The organism is Spiroplasma endosymbiont of Polydrusus pterygomalis (assembly GCF_964030825.1).
In the GTDB taxonomy this organism is placed as follows: domain Bacteria; phylum Bacillota_I; class Bacilli_A; order Mycoplasmatales; family VBWQ01; genus Spiroplasma_E.
Window position 1 is genome coordinate 463,948 of the sequence record NZ_OZ034964.1, and the last position, 24,152, is coordinate 488,099.

Annotated in this window: 23 protein-coding genes, 1 other RNA gene and 1 pseudogene; 21 read left to right on the forward strand and 4 right to left on the reverse strand. The window is 25.7% G+C overall.

Annotated elements, in window-relative coordinates:
* Positions 1-189 precede the first annotated feature (189 nt).
* The 6 genes from rpsB (at position 190) to ACQH25_RS02310 (ending at position 5,543) form a co-directional block, all read left to right on the forward strand.
* Positions 190-960: a 30S ribosomal protein S2 gene (gene rpsB / locus ACQH25_RS02285; RefSeq protein ID WP_425381623.1), complete on the forward strand. Its 771-nt coding sequence runs from the start codon at positions 190-192 to the stop codon at positions 958-960.
* 17 nt (positions 961-977) lie between these two features.
* A complete protein-coding gene (gene tsf / locus ACQH25_RS02290; RefSeq protein ID WP_425381624.1) occupies positions 978-1,859 on the forward strand; it encodes a translation elongation factor Ts in 882 nt (293 codons plus the stop codon).
* Positions 1,860-1,882: 23 nt separating this feature from the next.
* Positions 1,883-2,461 (forward strand): hypothetical protein, encoded by a 579-nt coding sequence (locus tag ACQH25_RS02295; protein ID WP_425381625.1) that lies wholly within the window; start codon positions 1,883-1,885, stop codon positions 2,459-2,461.
* A gap of 64 nt (positions 2,462-2,525) precedes the next feature.
* Positions 2,526-3,260, forward strand: coding sequence for a UMP kinase (gene pyrH / locus ACQH25_RS02300; RefSeq protein WP_425381626.1), 735 nt, complete (start codon positions 2,526-2,528; stop codon positions 3,258-3,260).
* A gap of 30 nt (positions 3,261-3,290) precedes the next feature.
* Positions 3,291-4,283, forward strand: coding sequence for a phosphate acetyltransferase (gene pta, locus ACQH25_RS02305; protein ID WP_425381627.1), 993 nt, complete (start codon positions 3,291-3,293; stop codon positions 4,281-4,283).
* Between the two features lie 18 nt (positions 4,284-4,301).
* The gene (locus ACQH25_RS02310; protein WP_425381628.1) at positions 4,302-5,543 is read left to right on the forward strand and encodes an acetate kinase; all 1,242 of its coding nucleotides are present in this window, start codon (positions 4,302-4,304) and stop codon (positions 5,541-5,543) included.
* A gap of 50 nt (positions 5,544-5,593) precedes the next feature.
* Here ACQH25_RS02310 and ACQH25_RS02315 read toward each other — a convergent pair.
* Positions 5,594-5,704: pseudogene (locus ACQH25_RS02315) on the reverse strand (Rid family hydrolase); the annotation flags it as partial.
* 389 nt (positions 5,705-6,093) lie between these two features.
* On the opposite strand from ACQH25_RS02315, the gene ACQH25_RS02320 reads away from it, so the two are divergent.
* Positions 6,094-6,408: an HU family DNA-binding protein gene (locus ACQH25_RS02320; RefSeq protein ID WP_425381629.1), complete on the forward strand. Its 315-nt coding sequence runs from the start codon at positions 6,094-6,096 to the stop codon at positions 6,406-6,408.
* Here the strand turns inward: ACQH25_RS02320 and ACQH25_RS02325 are convergent.
* Entirely contained in the window at positions 6,405-6,755 is a 351-nt protein-coding gene (locus ACQH25_RS02325; RefSeq protein ID WP_425381841.1) for a Holliday junction resolvase RecU, read from the reverse strand. The two genes, ACQH25_RS02320 and ACQH25_RS02325, sit on opposite strands and share 4 nt — an antisense overlap.
* Positions 6,756-6,955: 200 nt before the next feature.
* Between ACQH25_RS02325 and ACQH25_RS02330 the strand changes: the two genes are divergently transcribed.
* The 14 genes from ACQH25_RS02330 to ACQH25_RS02395 all read left to right on the forward strand — a co-directional run bounded on the left by ACQH25_RS02330 (position 6,956) and on the right by ACQH25_RS02395 (position 21,457).
* Positions 6,956-7,273, forward strand: coding sequence for a DivIVA domain-containing protein (locus tag ACQH25_RS02330; RefSeq protein ID WP_425381630.1), 318 nt, complete (start codon positions 6,956-6,958; stop codon positions 7,271-7,273).
* A gap of 29 nt (positions 7,274-7,302) precedes the next feature.
* Positions 7,303-7,651, forward strand: an RNA gene (gene rnpB / locus ACQH25_RS02335) — RNase P RNA component class B.
* Between the two features lie 48 nt (positions 7,652-7,699).
* On the forward strand, positions 7,700-8,161 hold the full coding sequence (locus ACQH25_RS02340) for a CinA family protein (protein WP_425381631.1): 462 nt from the start codon (positions 7,700-7,702) through the stop codon (positions 8,159-8,161).
* Positions 8,162-8,214: 53 nt separating this feature from the next.
* On the forward strand, positions 8,215-9,198 hold the full coding sequence (recA, locus tag ACQH25_RS02345; RefSeq protein WP_425381632.1) for a recombinase RecA: 984 nt from the start codon (positions 8,215-8,217) through the stop codon (positions 9,196-9,198).
* 162 nt (positions 9,199-9,360) lie between these two features.
* Entirely contained in the window at positions 9,361-10,935 is a 1,575-nt protein-coding gene (gene rny / locus ACQH25_RS02350) for a ribonuclease Y (RefSeq protein WP_425381633.1), read from the forward strand.
* A 160-nt stretch (positions 10,936-11,095) separates the two neighbouring features.
* Positions 11,096-12,457, forward strand: coding sequence for a signal recognition particle protein (ffh, locus tag ACQH25_RS02355; RefSeq protein WP_425381634.1), 1,362 nt, complete (start codon positions 11,096-11,098; stop codon positions 12,455-12,457).
* Between the two features lie 330 nt (positions 12,458-12,787).
* A complete protein-coding gene (locus ACQH25_RS02360) occupies positions 12,788-13,030 on the forward strand; it encodes a hypothetical protein (RefSeq protein WP_425381635.1) in 243 nt (80 codons plus the stop codon).
* A complete protein-coding gene (locus ACQH25_RS02365) occupies positions 13,011-15,707 on the forward strand; it encodes an Mbov_0397 family ICE element conjugal transfer ATPase (protein ID WP_425381636.1) in 2,697 nt (898 codons plus the stop codon). Before ACQH25_RS02360 ends, ACQH25_RS02365 begins: the two co-directional genes overlap by 20 nt.
* Before the next feature lie 320 nt (positions 15,708-16,027).
* Positions 16,028-16,327: a hypothetical protein gene (locus tag ACQH25_RS02370; protein WP_425381637.1), complete on the forward strand. Its 300-nt coding sequence runs from the start codon at positions 16,028-16,030 to the stop codon at positions 16,325-16,327.
* A gap of 52 nt (positions 16,328-16,379) precedes the next feature.
* Entirely contained in the window at positions 16,380-17,753 is a 1,374-nt protein-coding gene (locus ACQH25_RS02375; protein WP_425381638.1) for an Mbov_0396 family ICE element transmembrane protein, read from the forward strand.
* Positions 17,754-17,792: 39 nt separating this feature from the next.
* Positions 17,793-17,921 (forward strand): hypothetical protein, encoded by a 129-nt coding sequence (locus ACQH25_RS02380; protein ID WP_425381639.1) that lies wholly within the window; start codon positions 17,793-17,795, stop codon positions 17,919-17,921.
* 33 nt (positions 17,922-17,954) lie between these two features.
* Positions 17,955-19,844, forward strand: coding sequence for a VirD4-like conjugal transfer protein, CD1115 family (locus ACQH25_RS02385; RefSeq protein ID WP_425381640.1), 1,890 nt, complete (start codon positions 17,955-17,957; stop codon positions 19,842-19,844).
* A gap of 143 nt (positions 19,845-19,987) precedes the next feature.
* Complete coding sequence (gene pgsA / locus ACQH25_RS02390; RefSeq protein ID WP_425381641.1) at positions 19,988-20,650, forward strand: CDP-diacylglycerol--glycerol-3-phosphate 3-phosphatidyltransferase; 663 nt, start codon at positions 19,988-19,990, stop codon at positions 20,648-20,650.
* Complete coding sequence (locus tag ACQH25_RS02395) at positions 20,651-21,457, forward strand: SDR family NAD(P)-dependent oxidoreductase (RefSeq protein WP_425381642.1); 807 nt, start codon at positions 20,651-20,653, stop codon at positions 21,455-21,457. It abuts the gene before it with no gap.
* A gap of 1,260 nt (positions 21,458-22,717) precedes the next feature.
* On the opposite strand, the gene ACQH25_RS02400 is transcribed toward ACQH25_RS02395, so the two are convergent.
* Positions 22,718-23,365 (reverse strand): hypothetical protein, encoded by a 648-nt coding sequence (locus ACQH25_RS02400; protein ID WP_425381643.1) that lies wholly within the window; start codon positions 23,363-23,365, stop codon positions 22,718-22,720.
* A gap of 116 nt (positions 23,366-23,481) precedes the next feature.
* Positions 23,482-24,003: a hypothetical protein gene (locus ACQH25_RS02405; RefSeq protein WP_425381644.1), complete on the reverse strand. Its 522-nt coding sequence runs from the start codon at positions 24,001-24,003 to the stop codon at positions 23,482-23,484.
* Between the last annotated feature and the right edge of the window lie 149 nt (positions 24,004-24,152).

The window sequence follows — 24,152 nt, forward strand, 5'->3', positions numbered from 1 at the left end:
TAAAAGTAAAATTTTAATCGGCAGTTAAAAAATAATTTGTTTAAAATATAAGAAATATGCTACAATATACACGCTTAATTTAATGAAAATAAGCAACACATTTGTGAATTCATTGCCTAGTGCTTTTTAATAATAAAAGTGGTTAATGTTAGAAATAAATGGAAGAAAAACAAATTAGAAGGAGACAATATGTCAGTTGTAACACGTGAGCAACTCCTTGAAGCAGGAGTTCAGTTTGGTCATCAAACTAAAAGATGAGATCCAAAAATGCGTAAGTATATTTTTGGACAAAGGAATGGAATCCATATTATTGATTTACAAAAATCAATGCGTAAATTAGATGAAGCTTATCGTTTTGCTAAGGAAATTAGCGAAAATGGTGGAAAAGTTTTATTTGTCGGAACAAAAAAACAAGCAAAAGAAGCTGTCCAAGAGCTTGCTATTAGTTGTAACTCACCTTATGTAACAGAACGTTGATTAGGTGGTAATTTAACTAATTTTAAAACTATTAAGTCAAGTATTAAAAAATTAATTGATATTGAAAATAAAGAAAAAAGTGGAGAAATTAAACTATTAACAAAAAAAGAACAAATGTTGCTTATTAAAGAAAAGGCACGCTTAGAGCGTAATCTTGGTGGTATTAGAAATATGTATAAATTACCAGAAGCAATTTTTGTTACTGATACTATTACTAATAAAATTGCTGTTGAAGAAGCTGCTAAACTTGGTATTAAAATTATTGCAATTTGTGATAGTAATTCAAATCCAGATAATATTGATTATATTATTCCTGGTAATGATGATGCAACAAAATCAATTACTTTAATTACTAAAAAAATTGCTGAAGCTATTAATGAAGGGCAAAGTGTAAAACCAGTTATTGATAAGAAAGAAGCAGTTGAAGAAGAATCTATTAGTCTTGATGAAAACAACACAGAAGTTCCACTTGAAAAAAAATAAAGGAGAACATAATTTATATGTCAGAAGTTAAAGTAGATATTAAATTATTGAAAAAGTTAAGAGATACAACCGATTTACCAATTACTGATTGTCGTGAAGCTTTACAAGAAAAAAATAATAGTTTTGAAGAAGCACTTTCGTTATTAAAAATTAAGGGTTTAGCTAAAGCAGAGAAAAAAAGTGTCAATAAGGCAACTGAAGGTATTACTAAAGTATTAATTGATGGTAATAATGCAGTTATTGCTGAATTAAATTGTCAAACTGAACAAGTTGCTGATTTAGCAGAATTTAATAATTTATTTAATAAAATTTTAGTAACAATTTTAAAACATCAACCAAAAACTGTTGCAGCAGCATTAGCTTTAAAAGCTACTACAACTAATGAAACTCTAAGTAATGAGATAAAACTTGCAATTGCTAAATTAGGTGAAAATATTATTTTAACTCGTTTTCAATGTTTATCTAAAAGTAATGATGAAGTTTTTGGTTCATATGTCCATGGTGGAGGTAAATATACTGGTTTAGTTATTATCAAAGGTGATATTGATGTTAAGAGTGATCTTCCAAATAATGTTGCAATGCAATTAGTATCAACAGATGCTAAATACATTGATGTTGCTCACATTCCGATAACAGTACGTGAGAAAGAATTATCAATCATTAGAGAAAAAACTAAAGAGGAAGAAAGATCAAAACCAAAAAAACGACCTGATAATATTCTTGAAAATATTATCAAGGGACGTTTTGAAAAAGTATTATCTGAGTTAATTATTGTTGATCAAGTTTACATTAAAGACAATGGTATTAAGATTAAAGAATATTTAGCTAAAAATCATGCTACAATTAAGGCAATGATACGTTATCAATTAGGTGAAAAAATTGATAATGCTACCAAATAAACATTATTGAGGAGGTAAGTAAAATGAATTTTCAAATTATATATTATATTGCTTTACTAATGTTTGTAATATTAATGGTTATTCTTGGTTGAGGTTGATATAGTTTTAATAAACCAAAAACAAATGCTAAGTTTTTAAATTTAAAATTATTAGTACCAACATTAGTGATTGGAGTAATTGGTTTAGTTATCTCAATTGTGCCAATAATAATGCAAATTTGAACATTTGATTCAGAATATGTTAAGTCTGATCCTGTTTTTTTAAGTTTATTAATATTAGAATATATATTTTTAATTATTTTATTAGGTTTAGCATATGTTTTTAGTTTTGATTTTGGAATTGCTGTTGATGACCATAACATTTATTTCTTTGGTCAAAGCGTTAATACTAGCAAAATTGTAGCGTTAGAACAAAAGAAAAATGTTTTAAAAATTGTTTATGAACAGGGAATTAAAAAAATGAAAAAACGCTTAACAATTATTACACCACAAGCACAGCGTTTTATTAAAGAACATTTAGCACAAAAAGTCATTGAGAACGTTCAATTAGAAGATGTTGTTGCAAGCACAAATCATTCATTATCAGATGATAACAATAAGTAAATAAAAAGCCACAAAGTAAGCTGTGGCTTTTTATAATATTAAAATTTAAGGAGGATGATCAAAAATGGAACAATTTAAATATAAACGAATATTATTAAAAATTAGTGGTGAAGCGTTAGGTGATGGTACTAATGAATTATATAATAATAAAAACATTGATAATGTTTGTCAGCAAATCCAAGCACTAGTTAAAGCAAAAGTAGAAGTTGGTTTAGTAATTGGTGGTGGTAATATTTGACGTGGTGCTAAACAGGGAGAAAAGATTGGTTTAAAAAGAATTAATGCTGATTATATGGGAATGTTAGCAACTATTATGAATGCTTTAGTAATTGAATCAAAATTAAAAGCACTTAATGTAAAAGTGATTGTGCAAACTTCATTAGAAATTAATCAAGTTGCTGAACCTTTTTATTATAAAAAAGCAATTAGTAGCTTTGAAAAAGGTTATGTTTGTATTTTTGCTGGTGGAACGGGTTCACCATACTTTACAACAGATACTGCAGCAGCTCTTCGTGCTACTGAAATTGATGCTGATGTATTATTAATGGCAAAAAATGGTGTTGATGGTGTTTATGATAAAGATCCAATTATTAATAAAAATGCTATTCGTTATTCACATTTATCATATCAAGATATTACTAATAAGCAATTAAAAGTAATGGATTTAACTGCTTCAACAATGTGTATGGAAGCTAACTTAAAAATTATTGTTTTTAATATTAATGGTGAAAATAATATTATTAAAGCAGTACAAAATAAAGCAATTGCAACTATCATTACTAATGAAAAAGAAAAATAGAAAATTAACGATTAAGGAGAAAAGGTAAATATGAAATTATTAGATTTTATTTTGTCAATTTTACAAAAGAGTAAAAGACCAATCACAATTTTATTTCCAGAAGGTAATAATGAAAAAGTACAAGCAGTAGCTTTAAATATCACTAGTAATAAATCACCTGTCAAAAACTTTATTGTACCAGTTTTATTATTTAATAATGAGAAAGAAATTCCCAATAGTATTAAAAATACTAAAATCAAAACGTTAGTTATTACAGATAATCAAATTACCAATTTTGCTAATCAATTATATGAATTAAGAAAAGCAAAAGGATTAACATTAGATGATGCTCAGCAATTAGTTCAAAGTCGTAATTATTATGGAATGATGCTAGTAAGTAATAAAGCAGTTGATGGCTTTGTTGGTGGTATTACTTTTACTACTGCTGATATTTTGCGTCCAGCATTACAAATTATTGGTCCAAAAGCAGGTATTAAAACTGTTTGCAGTACATTTATTATGAATAAAAATGAAGAAATATTTTTATTTAGTGATGGTTCAATTAATTTAAATCCAACAACTGCACAATTAGTAGATATTGCAAGATCAACAGCTCATTTTGCTGAACTTTTGCAATTTAATACAATTAAATTGGCAATGCTATCTTATGCTACTAATAATAGTGGCGCTGGTGAAAGTGTTGATAAAATACGTAATGCTACTAATTTGGTGCAACAATTAAAATTAAAAAATGTGCAAGTAGCAGGACCAATTCAATTTGATGCTGCTTGAGATCAAGAAGTTCGTAATAAAAAATTTCCATCATTGACTATTAAGGGCCAATGTAATGCTTTTATTTTTCCAACTTTAGATGCTGCTAATATTGGTTATAAAATTGCCCAAAGATTAGGTGATTACCAAGCAATTGGTCCTATTGTACTAGGATTAAAACAGCCAGTTAATGATCTTTCTCGTGGTGCTAGCATTGATGATATTTATTACACAGCATTAATTACTGCTATGCAAACATTAATTAAAAATTAACAAGGAGATAAAACAAATATGTCAGAACAAAACAAAATTTTAGTTATTAACGCTGGAAGTAGTTCTATTAAATTTCAACTTTTTAATACTATTGATAATCAATTTACTATCCTTTGCAAAGGATTAGTTGAAAGAATAGCGATTAAAAATAGTAATTTTATTATTGAAATTGCTAATGGTGATAAGTTTATTAAACATGAAGTAACTAAAGATATTCCTAATCATTTAGCAGGAGCAAGAGTAGTTATTGATGCATTACGTCAATATCAAGTTATTGCTGATTTTGCTGATATTAAACGGATTGGTCACCGTATGGTTCATGGTGGTCAAAAATTTAATAGTTCAATTATTATTGATGATAAAGTTATTGCTGGAATTAAATCATGTATTCCTTTAGCACCATTACATAATCCAGCAGCCTTAGAAGGTTTATCATCATTTCAAGAATTAGTTTCTCATGCTAAACATGTTGCAGTATTTGATACTTCATTTCACACTACACTTTCTGAAGAAAAGTATCTTTATTCAGTTCCATATGATTGATACAAATCATATGAAGTAAGAAGATATGGCTTTCATGGTACTAGTTATCGTTATATTTTAGAAAAACTAACTAATATTTTAAATAAGCCAAAAGACAAGATTAATACTATTATTTGTCATTTAGGTAATGGCGCTAGTATTTGCGCAATTAAAAATGGTAAAAGTTTTAATACTAGCATGGGATTAACGCCGTTAGATGGTTTAATTATGGGTTCAAGAAGTGGTATTATTGATCCCTCTATTCATGGATATATGTGTAGTGTTAACACAGAAACAACTATTGAGACTATTACTAATGATTTAAATAAAAGTTCAGGATTGTTAGGAATTAGTGGCCATTCTTCTGATTTACGTGATGTTCTTGCCAGTAGTAACGATAAAAGTCATCAGCATCACTTGCAATCACAATTAGCAATCACAATGTTTGTGCAAAGAATTGCTAATTACATTATTCAATATGCTAATGATTTAGCAAATAATGTTGATGCATTAGTGTTTACAGCAGGTATTGGTGAAAATTCTGCAATGATTCGTCAATTAGTTATTGAAGAAATTAAAGTACTTAATTTAAAATTAGTAGCAAGTAAAAATGATGATCAATATAATGATTATTTAGAAATTAGTGATAAACAATCACAAATTCCTATTTTTAAAATTAGAACAAATGAAGAATTAATGATTTGTCACGATACATATAATTTATTAAAAAATATTTAAAAAGGGTAAAAAATAGATTTAGAATTTTTTTATTTTAATATATAATGCTTAGTATCAATTGGCAATTGCCCAGAAATGTATAAAAAGTCACCTGCAATTATTGCTTGACTATATGGACCAATGGCAGCAGGAGCATTAGAAGTATTAATAATATTTGTCATATATCTTATCACTCTTTCTAAAATTATTATGTTTAAATGATTGCTATATATCATAAATATGTAGTAAATTGTAACAATATTTTGCTAATTAATATTAATTAGCAAAACTTTAACAATTATAAATATATTTTACATTATTTTTATTTTCTGTTTTAATAATTATTCTTCAAACTCATTTTTTATTTAATTTTTTATTATCAGTATTGATAAAACATAGATATAAATCTTTTATTATTTTTTTAAAAAAATAAATTTTATAGTTCACTTTACAAAATGTTACTATATAATTTGATTACAGACCAGTGACATTTTTAAATTGGTTTGAAGATAACATAGTTATAATTATATATTATGACTATGATTCTTAAAACATGAGGAGGAAATCTTTTATGGCAAAAAGTAATTCTAAAACGAAAGCGGAGATTATTAAAATAGTGGCACAAAAGGCTGATATCACAATTGCCTTAGCAACTCATATTGTTGATTTATTTTTTGAAGAAATAAAAGTTGAAGTTGCAAATGGTGGTAAAATTAATATACCAAAATTTGGTATATTTGAAACTGTTATTCGTGAAGCAAGAACAGGTCGTAATCCCCAAACTGGTGAATCTATTGTAATTAATGCTTCTAAAGCACCTAAGTTTAAAGCTAGTTCTGAATTTAAAAAGCATACTAATCAACAAGAAGCAACTATAATTTCTTAAATCAAAAAATTTAAAAAATTAAGATAAAATGGATATACTATTTCTAATTTGTATCCATTTTTTGCTATTTCTTTATAGGTAAGTGTTTTCTTTTGCTTTTTTAAAAATTTTGATTTTTCTCAAAAAAATAAAAAAAATGTATTACATTCGGAAAAATAAATAATAATAAAACTAATAGTATTAAAATAAAAAGCTTTTTCTAAAGATTGAAGTTGCTGTTTTTTAAAATTATTTCATGGTAAGGTTAGATATTTAGTACTTTTCACTTCAAAACATAAATATTTCCCATGATAAACGTCATGATAATCAACATTACTTTTTGCTTTAAAAATTTTATTTGTTGATATGAAATTGGTGAATTTTGTTTAAAGATTAATGCTTGTTTTTTATTATTTATAATTATTTATAATTTCAATAGTATAATTAATTATAGTTTCGAGAAACATTCCACGGTTAGGATAAAACATTATTATTCCCCCTCTTTATAGAGTATTAATAAATTTTGGAATAGTTTTCCTTATTTGAATAATTAAAGGAGACATAAATTATGAATATTTGCAAAAAGGATATTATTGATAAAGAATTTACTGTTGATTATAAAGGCTATCATTCTAAAGAAGTAGATTTATTTCTTGATTTAGTTGCTACTAATTATGAAATACTTGAAGAACTTGTAAATAAGTTAAAAAAACAAAATATGATTTTAGAAGATAGTAATCACAAATTATTAAAAGAAATTGATGCTTTAAAAACTCAAATTTTAGCTTTAACACAAGAAAAACAAAAATTGGAAGCTAAAGGTGTAGAAAATGTTGATATTATTACTAGATTAAGTAAATTAGAAAGTATTGTACATGAAGAATAAATATGTTACAATTATTTTCTAAAAGAATAAAAAATGAGCTAATCACTGCAGGTATGTAGAGGAAAGTCCACGCTCGCACTTTCTGTGATGAAAGTAGTGTTTGTGTTAGAGAAAACAATAACTCTAAGCAGTAATCCTGACGGCTGACAAAAACCTAAGTTTTTAATTAAATAAGGTTCTAGTCTATAAAAGTGTCATAGAGACGAGTTTTAAGGAAACTTAAAAGCTGGAACGAGATAAACCCCACAAGCGAGAAACCCAAATTTAGGTAGGGGCATTGGTTTATTAGAAATGAATAATAAACCGAACTATTGTTTATAATAGTAGATAAATGATTAGCACTTGCAAAAATGCAAGGACAGAACGTGGCTTATGATTTTTTTATTCTTTTTTTATTTATAAAATTATTTGATTGAAGGTTTAAAAATGAATCAACTTTTAGTTTTATTAAATAACTTAAATTTTACAATTGGTTGTTGCGAAAGCATTACTGGTGGACTTTTTGCTCAAGAAATTACTAGTATTGCTGGTGCTTCTAAATATTTTAGTGGTGGTTTTATAACGTATACTAATGAAACAAAAATTAATGTTGTTAAAGTAAAAAAAATAACTATTGAAAGATATGGTACAATAAGTAAAGAATGTGCGATAGAAATGGCTTTAAATACCCAAAAAATTTTAAAAACAAACATTGCTATTAGCTTTACAGGAAATGCAGGACCTAGTGTTATCGAGACTAAACCTATTGGTTTAATCTATATTGGCATTGTTATTAACAATAATGTTTGATGTGAAGTACTAAATATTTCAGGTAATAGAAGAGAAATTAGAGCAATCGCTGTTGATCAAGCAATAAGTATTTTAAAAAAAAGTTTATTAAAATTTTAAAATTACAAAAGGAATTATCTTACAAAATTATTAATATTTTGTGAGGTGATTTTATGGAAATAAATATTAAAGAAAAAGATGAATTAATAGAACAAGCAATTAAACAAGTTGAAAAAGAATTTGGTAAAGGTGCTATTATGTTACTAAGTGATAGTAGCATTGGTGATATTGAAGTTATTAGTTCAGGAAGTATATTATTAGATGATATTTTAGGAGTGAAAGGTTTTCCAAAGGGTCGTATTGTTGAAATTTATGGTTCTGAATCAGCAGGTAAAACAACATTGGCATTAATGGCTTTAGCTCAAACTCAAAAACAAAATGGTAAAATAGCATTTATTGATGCTGAACATGCACTAGATCGACAATATAGTCAAAAATTAGGTGTTGATATTAATGGCTTATTAATTACCCAACCCGATTCAGGAGAGCAAGCATTAGAGATTTTAGATATTCTTGTTAAATCACAAGCGTTAGATATGATTGTTATTGATTCGGTTGCTGCACTAGTGCCACAAGTTGAACTTGATGGTGACATGAATGAGCAAACAATTGGTGTCCAAGCACGACTGATGTCTAAAGCATTACGAAAACTTAGTGGAAGTATTGCCAAAACTAATTGTATTGTTCTTTTTATTAATCAAATTAGAGAAAAAGTTGGTATTATATATGGGAATTCTGAAATAACGCCAGGAGGAAAAGCATTACGTTTTTATAGTACAATTAGACTAGAGGTACGTAAAGGTGAACAATTAATTAGAAATAATCAAATCGTTGGTCATAAAATAAAAATAAAAGTTGTAAAAAATAAAGTAGCCCCACCGTTTAAAACAGTAAGTCTTGATTTTTATTTTGAAGAGGGATTTTCAAAGATTGGTGAAATCATTTCCATTGCTGTTGAACAAAAAATTATTAATAAATCTGGTGGCTGGTATTCTTATGAAGATGTAAAATTAGGACAAGGAAAAATAAAAATAAAAGAAAGTTTAGAAGCAAATACTTTTCTTTTAGAACAAATTAAGGAACAAATCAAGTTTTAAAAATTAATATTTAAAACATGTTAGAATTAGTTTAGGATTATTATCCTACTTATTTGTGTATAGATATTAAGGAAGAAAATATAAAATTTTAGTTTTATTTAAGTTTTTGAGTGTAAGGATTCTTTTTCTTGTAAGTGTTTTACAGCAAGGAGAGAAATATAAATGGAAAAAAATATGTTAACTATATTATCAAATATAAGTAGTGAACAGTTTGGAATGTGAGTAGGTATATCAATTTGTCTAGCAATGATAGTAGGGATAATTGCTGGATTTCTAATTAGAAAAATGTATTTAAAAATTAAAGAGCAACAAAGTTTTAATAATATTTTAAAGAGAGAAAAAGAATCTCAAAAATTAATTCAATCCTCAAGAGCTGATGCAAAATTTGAAATAAGCAAAATAAAAAAAGATTTGTATTTAGAGATTGAATATCGTAAAGAACAAAATTTAGAATATGAAAAACTTTTAAATAAGAGAGAGCGCAAATTAAGTGAACGTGAAGAAATAATTGAAACACAAACCCAAAATCTTTATCATCAACGTGAAATTGTTAAAAATGTTAAATTAGAATATCATCAAAAAATTGATCAAATTATTATGGAATTAGAAAAAATTTCTGGTATGAGTCGCAATGAAGCAAAGGATGAGTTGTTTAGTAAATTAAAAGAAAAATTATCGTTAGAATTTAATAAAATGATAAAAAATCATGAATATAATATTAAACTTCAATCTAAGGAATTAGCTAATAACATTGTTAGTGAAGCAATAGAACGTTATGCAAGTAATTTCATTGTTGATAAATCAGTATCTTATGTTAAATTGCCTAATGAAGAAATGAAAGGTAGAATTATTGGTAAAGAAGGTAGAAATATTAAGTCTTTTGAGTTAACAGCAGGTGTTGATATTATCATTGATGATACTCCAGAAACAATTCAAATTTCTTCATTTAATCCAATTAGAAGAGAAATTGCGACTAGAGCGTTAGAAGATTTAGTTAAAGATGGAAGAATTCATCCAATTAGAATTGAAGAGATTTTAAGATTTCATGAACAAGAATTAAATGAAGGTTTTAAAGTTGATGGTAAAAAAATTATTGATGAATTAAAATTAACTGGTTTTGAACCAGAATTAGTATCTTATATTGGAAGACTAAAATATCGTACAAGTTATGGTCAAAATGTACTATTACATTCATTTGAAGTTGCTAAATTAGCAGGAGCAATGGCGGCTGAATTAGGTCTGGATATTAATCTTGCCAAACGTGCTGGTTTATTACATGATATTGGTAAAGCTGCTGATTATGAATTAGAGGGTTCGCATGTTTATAATGGTGTAATTTTAGCAAAAAAATATGGTGAAAATGATATTATTATTAATGCTATTCATTCTCATCATGGTGATGTACCAAAGGATAATGTTTATTCTTCTTTAGTTTCGGCTGCTGATACATTATCAGCAGCTCGACCTGGTTCAAGAAATAATTCATTAGAAGAATTTATAACGAGAATTAAAGAAATTGAAGATTTATGTAAATCTGTTAAAGGTGTCGAAAAAGCATATGCTGTTCAAGCAGGAAGACAAATTAGAGTTATTGTTGATCCTAAAGTTATTAATGATTTTGATGCCCATACCTTAGCAAGAACTTTAAAACAAAAGTTAGAACAAATGATTAGCATTCCAGGTGACATTCATATTACTGTTATTCGTGAAGTAAGAGCAACAGAATTAATTAATTAACAAAAATACAATAAATTTATTTTAGAGAACCTACGGTTCTCTTTTTTAACTTTATATTATCTTTTTTTAAAATTTCTGTGCTTTTTCTTTTATAAATATTTTTTCATTATTATTTTAATGTTAAAATAATATAGTCTTAAAAATAGAGGAGAATATAAATATGAGTTTTGCTGACATAATGTCAAAAAAAGTACAAAAAACATTGGAAAAAAATTTAAATAAAAAAACCTTAACTGTAGAGAACATGGAAGCAACAATTAAAGAATTCAGATTAATTTTGTTAGAGGCTGATGTTAATTTTAGAGTAGTTAAAACTTTAACTAATGAAATTATTAATAAAGCAAAAGGAGAATTTATTAAAGAAGGTTTAGACCAAAAAGAAATGTTAATTAAAATTATCCATGATGAATTAACAAAAATTATGGGTACTAAGAATGTTGAAATAAATTTAGCTACTAATCCTACTGTAATTATGATTGTTGGCTTACAAGGTTCTGGTAAAACAACAACAATAGCTAAGCTAGCAAAATTGCTAACAGATAAGTATCAAAAAAAATGTTTGTTGGTAGCAGGAGATATTTATCGTCCAGCTGCTATTGAACAATTAAAAGTTTTAGGTAAACAGTTAAATATTGAAGTTTTTTCACAAAAAAATGAAACTCCTGCTAGTATCGTTAAAAATGCTCAAGAGTATGCTCATAGTAAGTTTGATGTAGTTTTAATTGATACTGCTGGAAGATTACATATTGATGAAAAATTAATGCAAGAATTAGTAGAAATAAGAAAAATAGTTTCACCACAAGAAGTATTACTAGTTTGCGATGGTATGGCAGGACAAGATATTATTAATGTTGCTATTGAATTTAATAATACGATTCCTATTACTGGTACTATCATCACCAAATTAGATGGTACTGCTAAGGGTGGTTCAGCACTTTCAATTTCTTACGTAACAAAAATTCCGGTTAAGTTTTTAGGTATCGGTGAAAAGGTAACTGATTTAGAAGTTTTTTATCCAGAAAGAATGGCAGAACGTATTTTAGGTATGGGTGATCTTACAACTTTAATGGAGAAAGCTGAAAGTATAGTTTCAACTCGTGATGTTGAAGAAACTATGAATAGAATGATGCTAGGTCAATTTGATTTAAATGATCTTATTAATCAAATGAAACAAATTCAAAAAATGGGTAAATTAGGTTCGCTTGTCAAAATGATTCCTGGAATGTCTGCTAAAATTACTGATGCTAAGATTACTGATGCCGAAACTGATTTAAAAATAGCAGAATATATTATTGCATCAACAACTGCTCAAGAACGTGAAAAACCACAAATTTTGCGTTATCCAACCAGAAAAGCGAGAGTTTTAAAAGGGTCAGGTCGTTCAGAAAAAGAGTTAAATAAAGTGTTAAATCAATTTGAAAAAACTAAAAAAGTTATGGATCAAATTGCTGGTCAGATTAAAAAAGGTGAAATGCCAAATATTCCTGGATTAGATAAAATAATAAAAAAATCAGAAAAATAAAAAAAACAAAAAAGTTTGTTATTTTTTGTTAATTTGTTAAAATTTATTTAACTCAAGAAATGTATTAAATCTTTGATTTCTTGAGGTTTTATAGATATTTAATTTATAAATATTTCTTTTAATTTTTTTAAAAAGTATAATATATTTTACAAAATAAAACTAGATCTTAAAAAGAAGAAAATAGTGTTTTAAATAATGGGTTAATTTGGATTAAAAATGTAATAAAATTTTGTATATTCTTTATCAGTTACTTAAAAATAATTGGGGAACAAGGTAACTTTGAATTGTGTTTCATAAATAAATTAAATTCAGTTAGGAGACTATGAGATTATGAAAGATACATATACATCTGTTCGCTTAGCTCAAAAACCGCAAAATTCTTTTGCTTGTTATCGTTGTGGTAGAGTAATTTTAATCGCTGATTATTTAGAAGGAATAAATATTCAAGTTAATTGCAGTCGTTGTGGCTTTAAAAAGCGTGTCAATAGTATAAAGATAGAGAAAGTAAACAATAAACCAAATGCAACACTAAATTCGAAAAAAGATAAGATAAATGAAGTTTTTAATTCCTAAAACTATTAAATTTGTAAAATTACAAATTTGAAGAAGTATTGGTTTAATTGATTTATTAATTATTTTATTCGTGGTTGGATTTGCTTCAATCATTATTTTATTATTGCAAATTGCTATTATTTTTAAGTTATTAGCAGTTATTTTAGTTGGTTCTGCTGCGATACCACTTACTTTTTATTGACAACCAAGAAAAAAAGGTTGACAAATTATTTTCTTGTGATTTAAATTTCATAGCAAAAATCGTTATTATAAAGCTGAAAAAAATTCACAAGTACTAGTGCCATTTAAAAAGATCATTAGTAAAAACGTGATGCAATTAAATGTTAAAAATACAAATTATACTAGAGCTTTATTATTGGAGGGTTTTAATATTACATTATTGTCTAATGAAGAAGCCTCAAATAAAATTAAAGATTTAGCTGCTGCTTTTAAAATTATTAATATTTCCATGTCTTTAATAAAAATTGATATGCCCTTAGATATTACAGCACAAACTAATTTTTATAAAGAACAACTTGAGAAAATTGATTTGGAAAATATTAGTGAAAAAGCAAAATTAGCAAGAAAATTCCAAATGATATCAGCCATTAATGCTAATGATGAAATTCAAAATCAAGATGAAATGACACAACCATTTTTTTATTTATTTTTTTATTGTTCAAATCAAGAAAAATTAAATGCTGAAGTAAATGCTTTTAAAAATTATATTAGTCGTAGTGGTGTTAAAGCGAGTGATATTAATTGCTTTGAAATGATGGTTGTTTATAGTAAGTTAATAAGTATTAATGAAAGTGCTTCATTAGAAGAAATGTTTACTACAAAAAAAGAAGAAACTATTAAAAGTAAAGATTTAACAAATGATTTAGCAATTAAAGAATTATTAGTGCATAAGAATAATTTAGAGTTTGCTAATTGTTTTCAGACTGTTTATAACATATATGATTATCCATTTGAAGTTTCAGCAGTTTGATTAGCAAATTTAGTAAATATTCCTAATACTAGTTTAATTTTTACTTTTAATAGTATTAGTGAAGAGAGTGCTAAAAGACAATTAAATAAAGCGATGCAAAATTTAGCAACTTTAAATTTTATGACAAAATCATTATCAGAGCGAAGAGACTATGATTATCATTATCAATCATTAAATGAATTATTAGATCAAATTGCTGGTGGTGGTGAAAAAATCTTTAATACTAATATGTATTTATTAATTAGTGGTGCTGATCGTAAACAACTTAAACAAAATATTAGTGCAGTAGAATATGAAATAAAAAGTAATAATATGAAATTTGATAGATTATATTATCGTCAGTTGGAAGCATTTTTATCAATTATGCCAGATAATGCTGATTGATTTAAAGAAACTGGTCATGAAATGCCATGTTTAACAATCGCTGCTAGTTTTCCTTTTTTAAATCAAGAATTAAATGATCAACGAGGTTTATTTCTTGGTTTTAACGAAAGTGGAAATAAAGTATTTTTTGATCAAACTTTTAAAAGTGGTATTCGTAAGAATCATAATCAATTAATTATTGGTACTAGTGGTTCAGGAAAATCTTATACATCTAAAAAAGAAGTAAATTATCAAGTTATGCTTGGTCATAAAGTAATTGTCATTGATCCCGAACGTGAGTATCGCGATTTATGTAATTATCATGATGGTAGTTGAATTGATGTTGGTGATGGTTCTTTTGGTAATATTAATCCCTTTCAAATTACATTGGCCTTGAGTGACAATAGTAGTAATGATAATAATGTGCGTGATGTTTTAGCACCACATATGCAATTTTTAGAACAATTTTTAAATATTGCTACTGGTGGATTAACTAGAAATGAATCAAGTTTGTTAATGATTTATGTTCGTTTAATGTATGAAAAATTTAAAATTAATGCAAAAACAAAAATTCATTTATTGACAGCAGAACAATTTCCAATTTTTCAAGATTTATATAATATTATTGAATCTGATATGATTAAAGAAAAAGAAATTAGAAGTAAAAATGAATTGAAAAACTTATTAATTATCTTGTCAAGATTTGTTGTTGGTGGTACTGATGCTAATTTATGAAATGCTCATACTAATCTTAATACTAATAATAGTTTATTCCAAGTTTATGATTTATATACTTTGACACAATCTGGTAATAAACGTTTAGTTAATGCACAAATGTTTTTAATTTTAAAATATATTGAAAATGAAGTTCGAAAAAATAAGAACGATAATGAAATAAATAATAAACAACAATGAATTTCAATTACTATTGATGAAGCACATTTACTGATTGATAAAGAGTTTCCAGCAGCACTATTATTTATGTATCAAATTGTTAAAAGAATTCGTAAATATACAGGTATGATAAATATTATTACTCAAAACATTAATGATTTTCTTGGATCTGAAGAAATTAAAAAATATACTACTGCTATTATTAACTCAAGTCAATATTTAAAAGTGTTAAACTTGCAACCTCATGATTTAGCAGCATTAAATGAATTATATGCTTCTTATGGTGGTATATCTGTTAATGAAACTGATTTTATTGCTCGTGCTAAAGTTGGTGAATGTCTGTTTGCTGTTTCTAGTTTATATCGTATGTGTTTAACAATTAATGTTAGTGATGCCGAAAGTCAAGCAATTAAAGGTATAAATGATAAAGAAGGACTAATAGCAGATTAAAATATTTTAAGTTATAGAAAGAAGTTAGAATATTTATAAAGTATATATTTTTTAATTGAAAATATATTAAATAATTTTAATAAAAATAAAAAAAATTAGTTAATAAAATTGTCAATTTATATTTACTTTATTTTAAAACTAACTATAATTAGAGTGTATCAACATTATTTATAACATATGAATTTGACTTTAAGTCCTAATTTATCTCTTTCATGAGTAAAATAGGACTTATTATATTATTAGAAAGTTAAATTCATGCTTTATAAACAATTTTGATTGATTAGTAATTTTATTTTTTTATTATTAAGGAGGAAAAACTTATGATTTTTACTTACTTGTCAGATGATCAACCAGATATCAATAAAATTATCGATGTAGCAAGACCTTATGTCTTGGCAGTTGCATCAATATTAATTGCTGCTTTAGTTGCGTTTAGTGTTTTTAAAATAATTATTTTGGCAAAAGATTTAGCTGCGGCCGGCGATGATCCACAACGTCGAAGTGAAATTAAAAAAGCATTTATGTACACATTAATTGCACCAGTTATTGGTATTACTGCTTCAGCAATTATTGCTGCTGTCGTTGCGGCTTTTCATGGTAATTCAGGGATTATTACATAAAAGATAATAATCAACTTTAGTATTAAGTTACGAGGAGAAAAGAGATAAAAATATGGATTGACTAAAAGATATTTTGTTATGAGCTTTATTGTTTCTTCCTTGACTTATTTTTATTCAAGGACCATTATATTTAATTGATGTTTTATTAAAATCACCTAATCATGGTCATGGTGGGATATTTGATTATTTAACAACTGATGCGCTAACTAATTTAATTTTTGGAAATTTTAATAAAGATCCACTTAATAGTCAAAATTTACCAAAGTTTTTTGTAGTATTATCGATTATTGCAGTTGGAGTAATCCTCATTATGTTTATTATGCAGTTAATTATCATCCAGTTTACTGAAACACATACGATTAGAGAAAAAATGGGTAAAGCAATAAAAAATACTTTTTTAGCTTTTTTAGTAATTGTTTTTATTCCATTTTTTATGAGTATTATTAATTACTTAATGACAGGTTTATTACAAGTGTTGCAGGTTGCATCTTTAGGTAAAAATGATAGTTTAGCTGATTTATTATGAGGTATTGGTGCTGGTAACGCTGAGGTAGTATCGAAGCACGTTCCAGGTGATTTTGGAATGCCTGCTATTGCTGAATTAAAGAATTGAAACCTTATTCTTGAATTTATTGCTGTGTGATTTACCTTGTATGTACTATTTATTGCTTCAATGACATTAGTAGAAAGAATTATTGATTTATTACTTTTATTTTCAATATCACCAATAGTTGCAGGAATGATGCCTGTTGATCAAGGAAAAAGATTGGGTGTTTGAAAAGAAATGGTAATTGGTAAGTTCGTCATTGGTCCAGGAACGATGTTGCCTATTTATCTTTTTCTTGAGATATTACCAAAAGCAATAGCAGATATTAGTAGTAATACTAGTTTTACTTGATTTGAAAGACAAGTGTTATATACTTTATTTTGTACAGCAGGTGCTATTTCTTGTTTAAAAACGCAAAAATTTATTAATCACTTGGTAACGCAAAATTTAGGTGTACAGAGTGCTATTGACTCTAATGGATCTGCTATTGCTGGCAATATTATGGGCAAAGCTCGTGATTTCGCTGCTCTTACAGCTGGTGGAGTTGGTGCCTTAAAACTTGGTAAACAAATTGCTTTTGGTGGTGCTGAAGATGGAAAAAATCCAGATGGTAGTGTCAAGGAAAGCAATGCGTTATTAAAAAATGGAATTACTGGTTATTTAGGTAAGGGAACTAAAGGTCTTGCGAAAGGTATTGGTAAAATTGGAAGATCTCATGCCGAGGGCACTAAATGACAAGGTACAAAAAATATTATCAAAAATCCTTTTGTTAAATTAAATAATATGGCTAGAAGTGCTGCTTCTGAAAAATGAAATGAAAATATTAGTAATCCTTTTAATGAAGGAAGATATGGTAGTCCTAACTTTAATCCTATATAATGAATAAAAAAATAAATTATTAAAATACTGGAGAAAATTATGAAATTAAAAAAAACAAAAAATGAATTTAAAAAGAAAAAAAGTTATCGTTGAAGACGTAATATTACTATTGGAATTTTATTAATAATAATATCAGGTATTGCTGGTGTTATTTCCCAATATGGTTAAATTTTAACAAAATAAAAATAAAGGATTATTAAAATGAAATTTATTCGTGAAAAAAAATGAATATTACCATTAGTTGTCTTAATTGCGATACCTTTTTTACTATTAGTAAATACTTTATTAATTTATGCTTTTGTTTTTGTTAATAAGATGTTTTTTCATAATGGTGATAACCAACAACCATTTACGTTTAAGATTTTAACACAGAATGTTATTGATCATTGATTATTATTTTTAATTTTATTTCTTGTTGAGTGTTGTATTTTATTATCTTATTTTATAATTCATAAGTATAAAATTTATCGTGAAACTCATAATAAAAGTCGTTTTCTCCGTGATTCAAAAAACAAAGTATATGGTTCTGCTGCTTGATTAACACCTGCTGAAATTGCTAATACCTTTCCATTATCAAAAACTGTTGAAAATGATTATGGTATTGTTGTTCAAACAACAAAAACAAAAATTGGTGGTGTCCAATTTAATATTAAACCTGATGCTCATAATATTGTAATTGGTGGCACAGGTAGTGGTAAAACACAAAAATTAGTTATTCCAACTATTTATTTAAATGCACAGTCAAAAATTAAACCATCAATGGTTATTACTGACCCAAAAGGTGAATTATTTCAAAATCATTCTAAAATACTAAAAGATAATGATTATGATGTTTATGTCATTAATTTGCGTGATACTTCTGTCTCTAATTCATGAAATCCTTTTGTAAAAGTATATGATTTTTATGTAGAATCAATGCGTTTAAAAAAAGAAAATAATCCTTTAAATGAATCAATTACTTATGAATCAATGGCATTATCATGAATTAATGATATTGTTGAAGCTTTATTCCCTGAGTCAGATCCAAAACAAAAATTTTGAAATCAATCAGCAATGCAGGTTGTTAAATCAATTATGCTATTTATGTTAGAACAATTAGAAGATCAACCTGATGTGCCATTAAAATATTTTAGTATGTCAAATGCAGCTATTGTTGCTACTAATCGTCAACGATATGTTGAAATTTTAAAAAAAATGCCAACTCATAGTTTAGCTCGTCAAATTGGTTTGGGTGCATTAGAAGGTGCTGAGGAAACTGCAGGTTCAATTAGTCAGATGGTTGCTAATGGTTTACGTTTATTTACTGATCCAGTAACACGAAATATTAGTTGTAGTAATGATATAAATTTAGATGAAATTGTAAAAAAACCAAGTGCTGTTTTCTTAGTTGTTCCTGATGAAAGTAATGAACGTAATGCTTTTGTTTCAATGTTTATTGCCCAGTTATATAAAAATACAATTCGCTATGCAAGTACCTTACCTGATATTAAATTACCACGTCCTTTATATTTTCTTTTTGATGAATTTGGTAATATACCAACTATCTCTAATATGGCACAAATGATTACTGTTTCACGAAGTCGTAATATTTTCTTCATGATGATTATGCAAGATTTACAACAATTAACACAAAAATATGGTAAAGAAACAGCAGAAACTATTTTTAATAACTGTATTTTACATACTTTTTTGCAAACTATGGATTTACAAACTGCTAATAAATATTCAGATATGTTTGGTGAAAAAACAATTATTAATTATAGTCATTCTGGTAATAAAGATAAAAAAGCTGATAATATTAATTCATCATTACAAGGTAAGAAATTAATTACTGGTAGTGAATTAATGAAATTAGATTTTAATACTGCTGTTATTTTTTTAGCAAAACACAATCCAGCAAAAACACGTTTAATTCCGTTTTATGAATGGGGAACTAAACCAGCAGGACAAGCTGTTGTTACAAATGCTTCACGATTAATTGATTTTAATAAAGATTATTATTTAAGTTTTATTGGTTTATTTTATTATATTGAGAAAAGAAAAAATCCACAAGCAGCAGCGGAAAGAGAAAAAGCAAATAATAATAGTTAAGAAAAAATACCTTTATTTTAATAAAGGTATTTTAATATAAATATATATTCTTGATAGATATAGAAAATAACGTTATACTGTTAATGATATAAGTTTTGTTTTTATATGATATCTAATTAACTTAGATGAAAGGACTTAAGGATATGATACCCAATATTATTACTACAATAAGGTTAATATTAGTACCAATTATTATTATTTTAATGATTATATCTCCAATTAATAATGATAATTTTTATCATCTTTCGACAATAAGTATCACTATTAATAATTATACTTTGCCTGTTAGTTGATTAATTGCAGCAATTTTCTTTATTATTGCAACAATTAGTGATTTTATTGATGGTTGATGAGCAAGAAAGTTTAACCAAGTAACAATTTTTGGTAAATTTTTTGATTCAATAGCTGATAAACTTTTAACTAATGGTGTTTTAATTGTTATGGCATGTGCGACGATAATCCCAATTTGAATGGCAGTGATCTTAGTATTACGTGATTTTATTATTGATGTCGTTCGTCAAATTTTAGCTAGTAAAGGTGTGATAATGGCAGCTGATAAGTATGGTAAAATAAAAGCAGCAGTTGAAATGTTAGGAATTATTATTTTATTTTTTATTAATTGACAATTTTTAAATGGTAATGTTAATGGTCATGATAGTAATGATCAATATGGTTTAATTAATCAATTAGTAATGATACCAATGTACATTGCAACAATATTAAGTATTTACAGTGCTTATCATTATATTAATTTAAATGCTAAAAGTTTATTTAGTATTGAAAAAAACAAAGGAGTATTAACATAAATGACAAAAAAAATGATTATTTTGAATCAGTGAGCAGTAGTAACAGGCGCTTCTAAAGGCCTTGGCTATTATTATTGTCAAGCATTATTAGCACAAGGTTATCATGTTTTAGGAGTATCCCGTGATAGTAAGAATATTTTAGAATTGGCAAAAAAGTATCCACATTTACAAATTAAAAATTATGATTTTGATTTATCTGATTTAAAAAATGTTTATAAATTATTTGAATTAGTTAAGACATTAAATGTAACGGTAGTTATTAATAATGCTGGTTATGGTGTTTGAGGAATGTTTAACGATAGCATGTTAGAACAAGAATTAAATATGATTAATTTAAATATTTCTTGTCTTCATATTTTAACAAAGTTATTTGTGCAACGTTTTAGTAAAAATAACTATGGTCGTGTTATTAATATTGGAAGTATGGCAGCTTTTAGTCCTGGTCCTGTTTTTGCTAGTTATTATGCTTCTAAATCATATGTTTGAAGTTTAGGGGTTGCTATTAACTATGAATTAAAGCGAGCAAAAAGTAAAGTAAGAGTCATTACAATTTGCCCAGGTCCGTTAAAAACTGAATTTTGAAATCGTAGTAGTAATGGTAAAGGAAGTAAACAACATTACAGTTCGTTATTACCAGTTTTAGATACTGAAACTTATGCTAAAAAATCATTACAAACAGCATTAAAAATAAAGAGAAAAAGTTTTATTATTACTGGTATTTCTAATAAAATTACAAGAACTATTATTAGAATATTACCTTTAAGAATAGTACTGAGGTTAATATATAAATATCAAAAAAACCGTTAACAATAACTTTATATTTTTCCTTAGCAAGATTATTTGCTAAGATTTGTTTTAATTGATAGTTTTATTACTACTGGTTTAAATTTACATCAATTTTAAATTATGATTGATAATTATCAAATATGAATTTTATATTTGTTCTACTTCTATATAAAAAAATAAGAATGTTATCATAAGATAAGTGATGTTTAAATTATAAAACTAATTAAAATTAATAATTATTTCTATGCTAATTAATCAAAATATATTATATACAGTCTGATCATCTATTGTAATTTGATTTAAATTTGTTATTATATACTTGTCCTAATCTTAGGACAAAAAACATCAGTTTAATTAATTTAAAATTGTAAATTTGGCTTTATGCCCTTATATGGTTAATTTTCATGTAAGGGTTTTGTATTTTGTTTTACTGATATGAGTCTTTCATTTAGTTTAAAAACTCAATTTAATATCTATTCCAATTTCATAAAATTAATATTCCCACTTACCCTTTAACACCAATAATCATATAAAACTAATAATCAAAAAACATTTTAAAATTTATATCATTATACTTTAAAAGTATTAAAAATTTAAAGTCAAATTTACTTTTTTATGATAATTAAGTTTGTTTATAGTAAAAGTATTAATTAAAACTTTATTTTCTAAAGGTTATTAACTATAAAGTTAATAACTTCTGGTATTTACTTTGTTAATTTGCCATTCCTAAAGTAACTAACGAAACTAAATATCAAAATATAAATTATAATTATCAATTGGTATTGCTTTAAAACCTATATAATATCATTTTGATATTTATATTTTCTTTTAAAATTAAAACTCTCTTTCTTTGTTAAAATAAAAAATATTAAGTAAGGGTAGTAACATTAAAATGTTACTACCCTTAATTTAAAAAGAAAAAGAGATAAATAAAATTATTAATCATAAATCAATTAATTGATTTATTTTAGTTATTATTGGCTTAAGTTTACTTATTAGTACAGTAACGATAGAAAATCATAATTAATTTATTATTGTCGATGGTTTTGTTTAACTTTTAGGATAATATAAAAATATTCTCAAATAATAGCATTTTAGATGTCTTTAATAATAATTTAATCAATTTTATTGCTAACTAATGATTGATTTAATATTTTAAATATAAGATGGCAGCATGGTATTTACGATATTTTAATACCGATATTTTTATCAATAAATATCATTTTTTATAATATTAAATTTTTTTTAAAAATAAAAATATATTTTTTATTAAAATTTAATTTAGTAGTTAGCATTAAATGAATTAGTTAAAGTAGCCATTCTAACAATATATGTAAAATTTTGAGTTGAGGTTACATTAAAAGTTTTACCTTTTATCGCTACTTTTATTGTTATTGGATAATCCATGTGGTATGCTAAACTATCATCACCATCTGCTATTCACTTTATTTTACATTCTTCTAAATGTTTTTTAAATAAATTTGTTAAATTTACAATAGTGACATTATTTAAATCATTGATAAATCATTCTCAACTTTCATTAATACTAGCTTGACTATAAGCTGCTTGAAACATATTACGCATATAATCTAATATTACTTGTTCTGAAATGATATTATATTTTTCTTCAGTTATTTCTTTTCTATTTCTGACTGCAAATGTTGCATTTTGATATTTTTCATTCTTTATTAAGAAGTTCCTAGTAAATGGTGATAAATCTAAAAGTTGAGTAATATAAATAGTCATTGTATTTAAATTTTCTTTAATTTCATTAACACTATCAAAGTCACTAATGGCAGTTTGCAGTTTTGTTATTTTAGGTTTTATTAATTTACTATCATTATCACTTGTTGTTTGTTTTTTATCTTTATTATTGCTTATTTTTTTTATTTTAATTATAATTTTTTCAGTTGTGTTTTTATTTTTCATTAATATTTCTCCTTTTATTAAAAAATATATATACCTAGGTTGTTAGTAACTACTAACCTAGGTATTAAGAAAATATAAATATGTACGAAAAATTATTTTTTTATAAATTTTTAAAATTATTTAACTGCTTTAACAGTAAATTGGAATTTTTTATCTGCACTAGCAGTTACTTGCGGTGCATTAGTTACAGTTGCTACTATTTTGTAAGTGAAGTCCAATGGATATTTTAGATCTTCTCCTTCTTCAGCATATCTGTTTAAACATGCTACTAAGTGTTTTTCAAAACCTGTATCTAAATTATTAATAGTAGCATCTGTTTTATTAGCAATTGTTCATTTTCAATCTTTTTCAACTGCTAAATTATATGCATCAATAATAACGTCTTGAAATCTACTAAGTAAATATTGTGGTACAATAGGTGTTATTGTTCCATTTTTTTCTAGTACAAATGTTCCTTCTGGATATTCATTATTTTTTAAGAATAAAACTTTTTCTGTGTCTGGTAATCTATCTAACATTTGATTAATATAAGGAATCATAGTGTTTAAGTTTTGTTGTAGAGAAACAGGAGTAATATAACCAGCTGCTTCATCTATCAATTCATATTTTAATGTTCCTGAAAATACAATTTTTGACATGTTTTTTCTCCTCACTTTTAGTTTACTTATTTTAAATTAAGATTCACTTAGATTATGTATTTTGTTTTAATATCAATAATAGCAAGGGATTTAGCAAAAATGTGAAAAAATATTAAATAAAACATATTTTAAGTAAATCTTAATTTAAG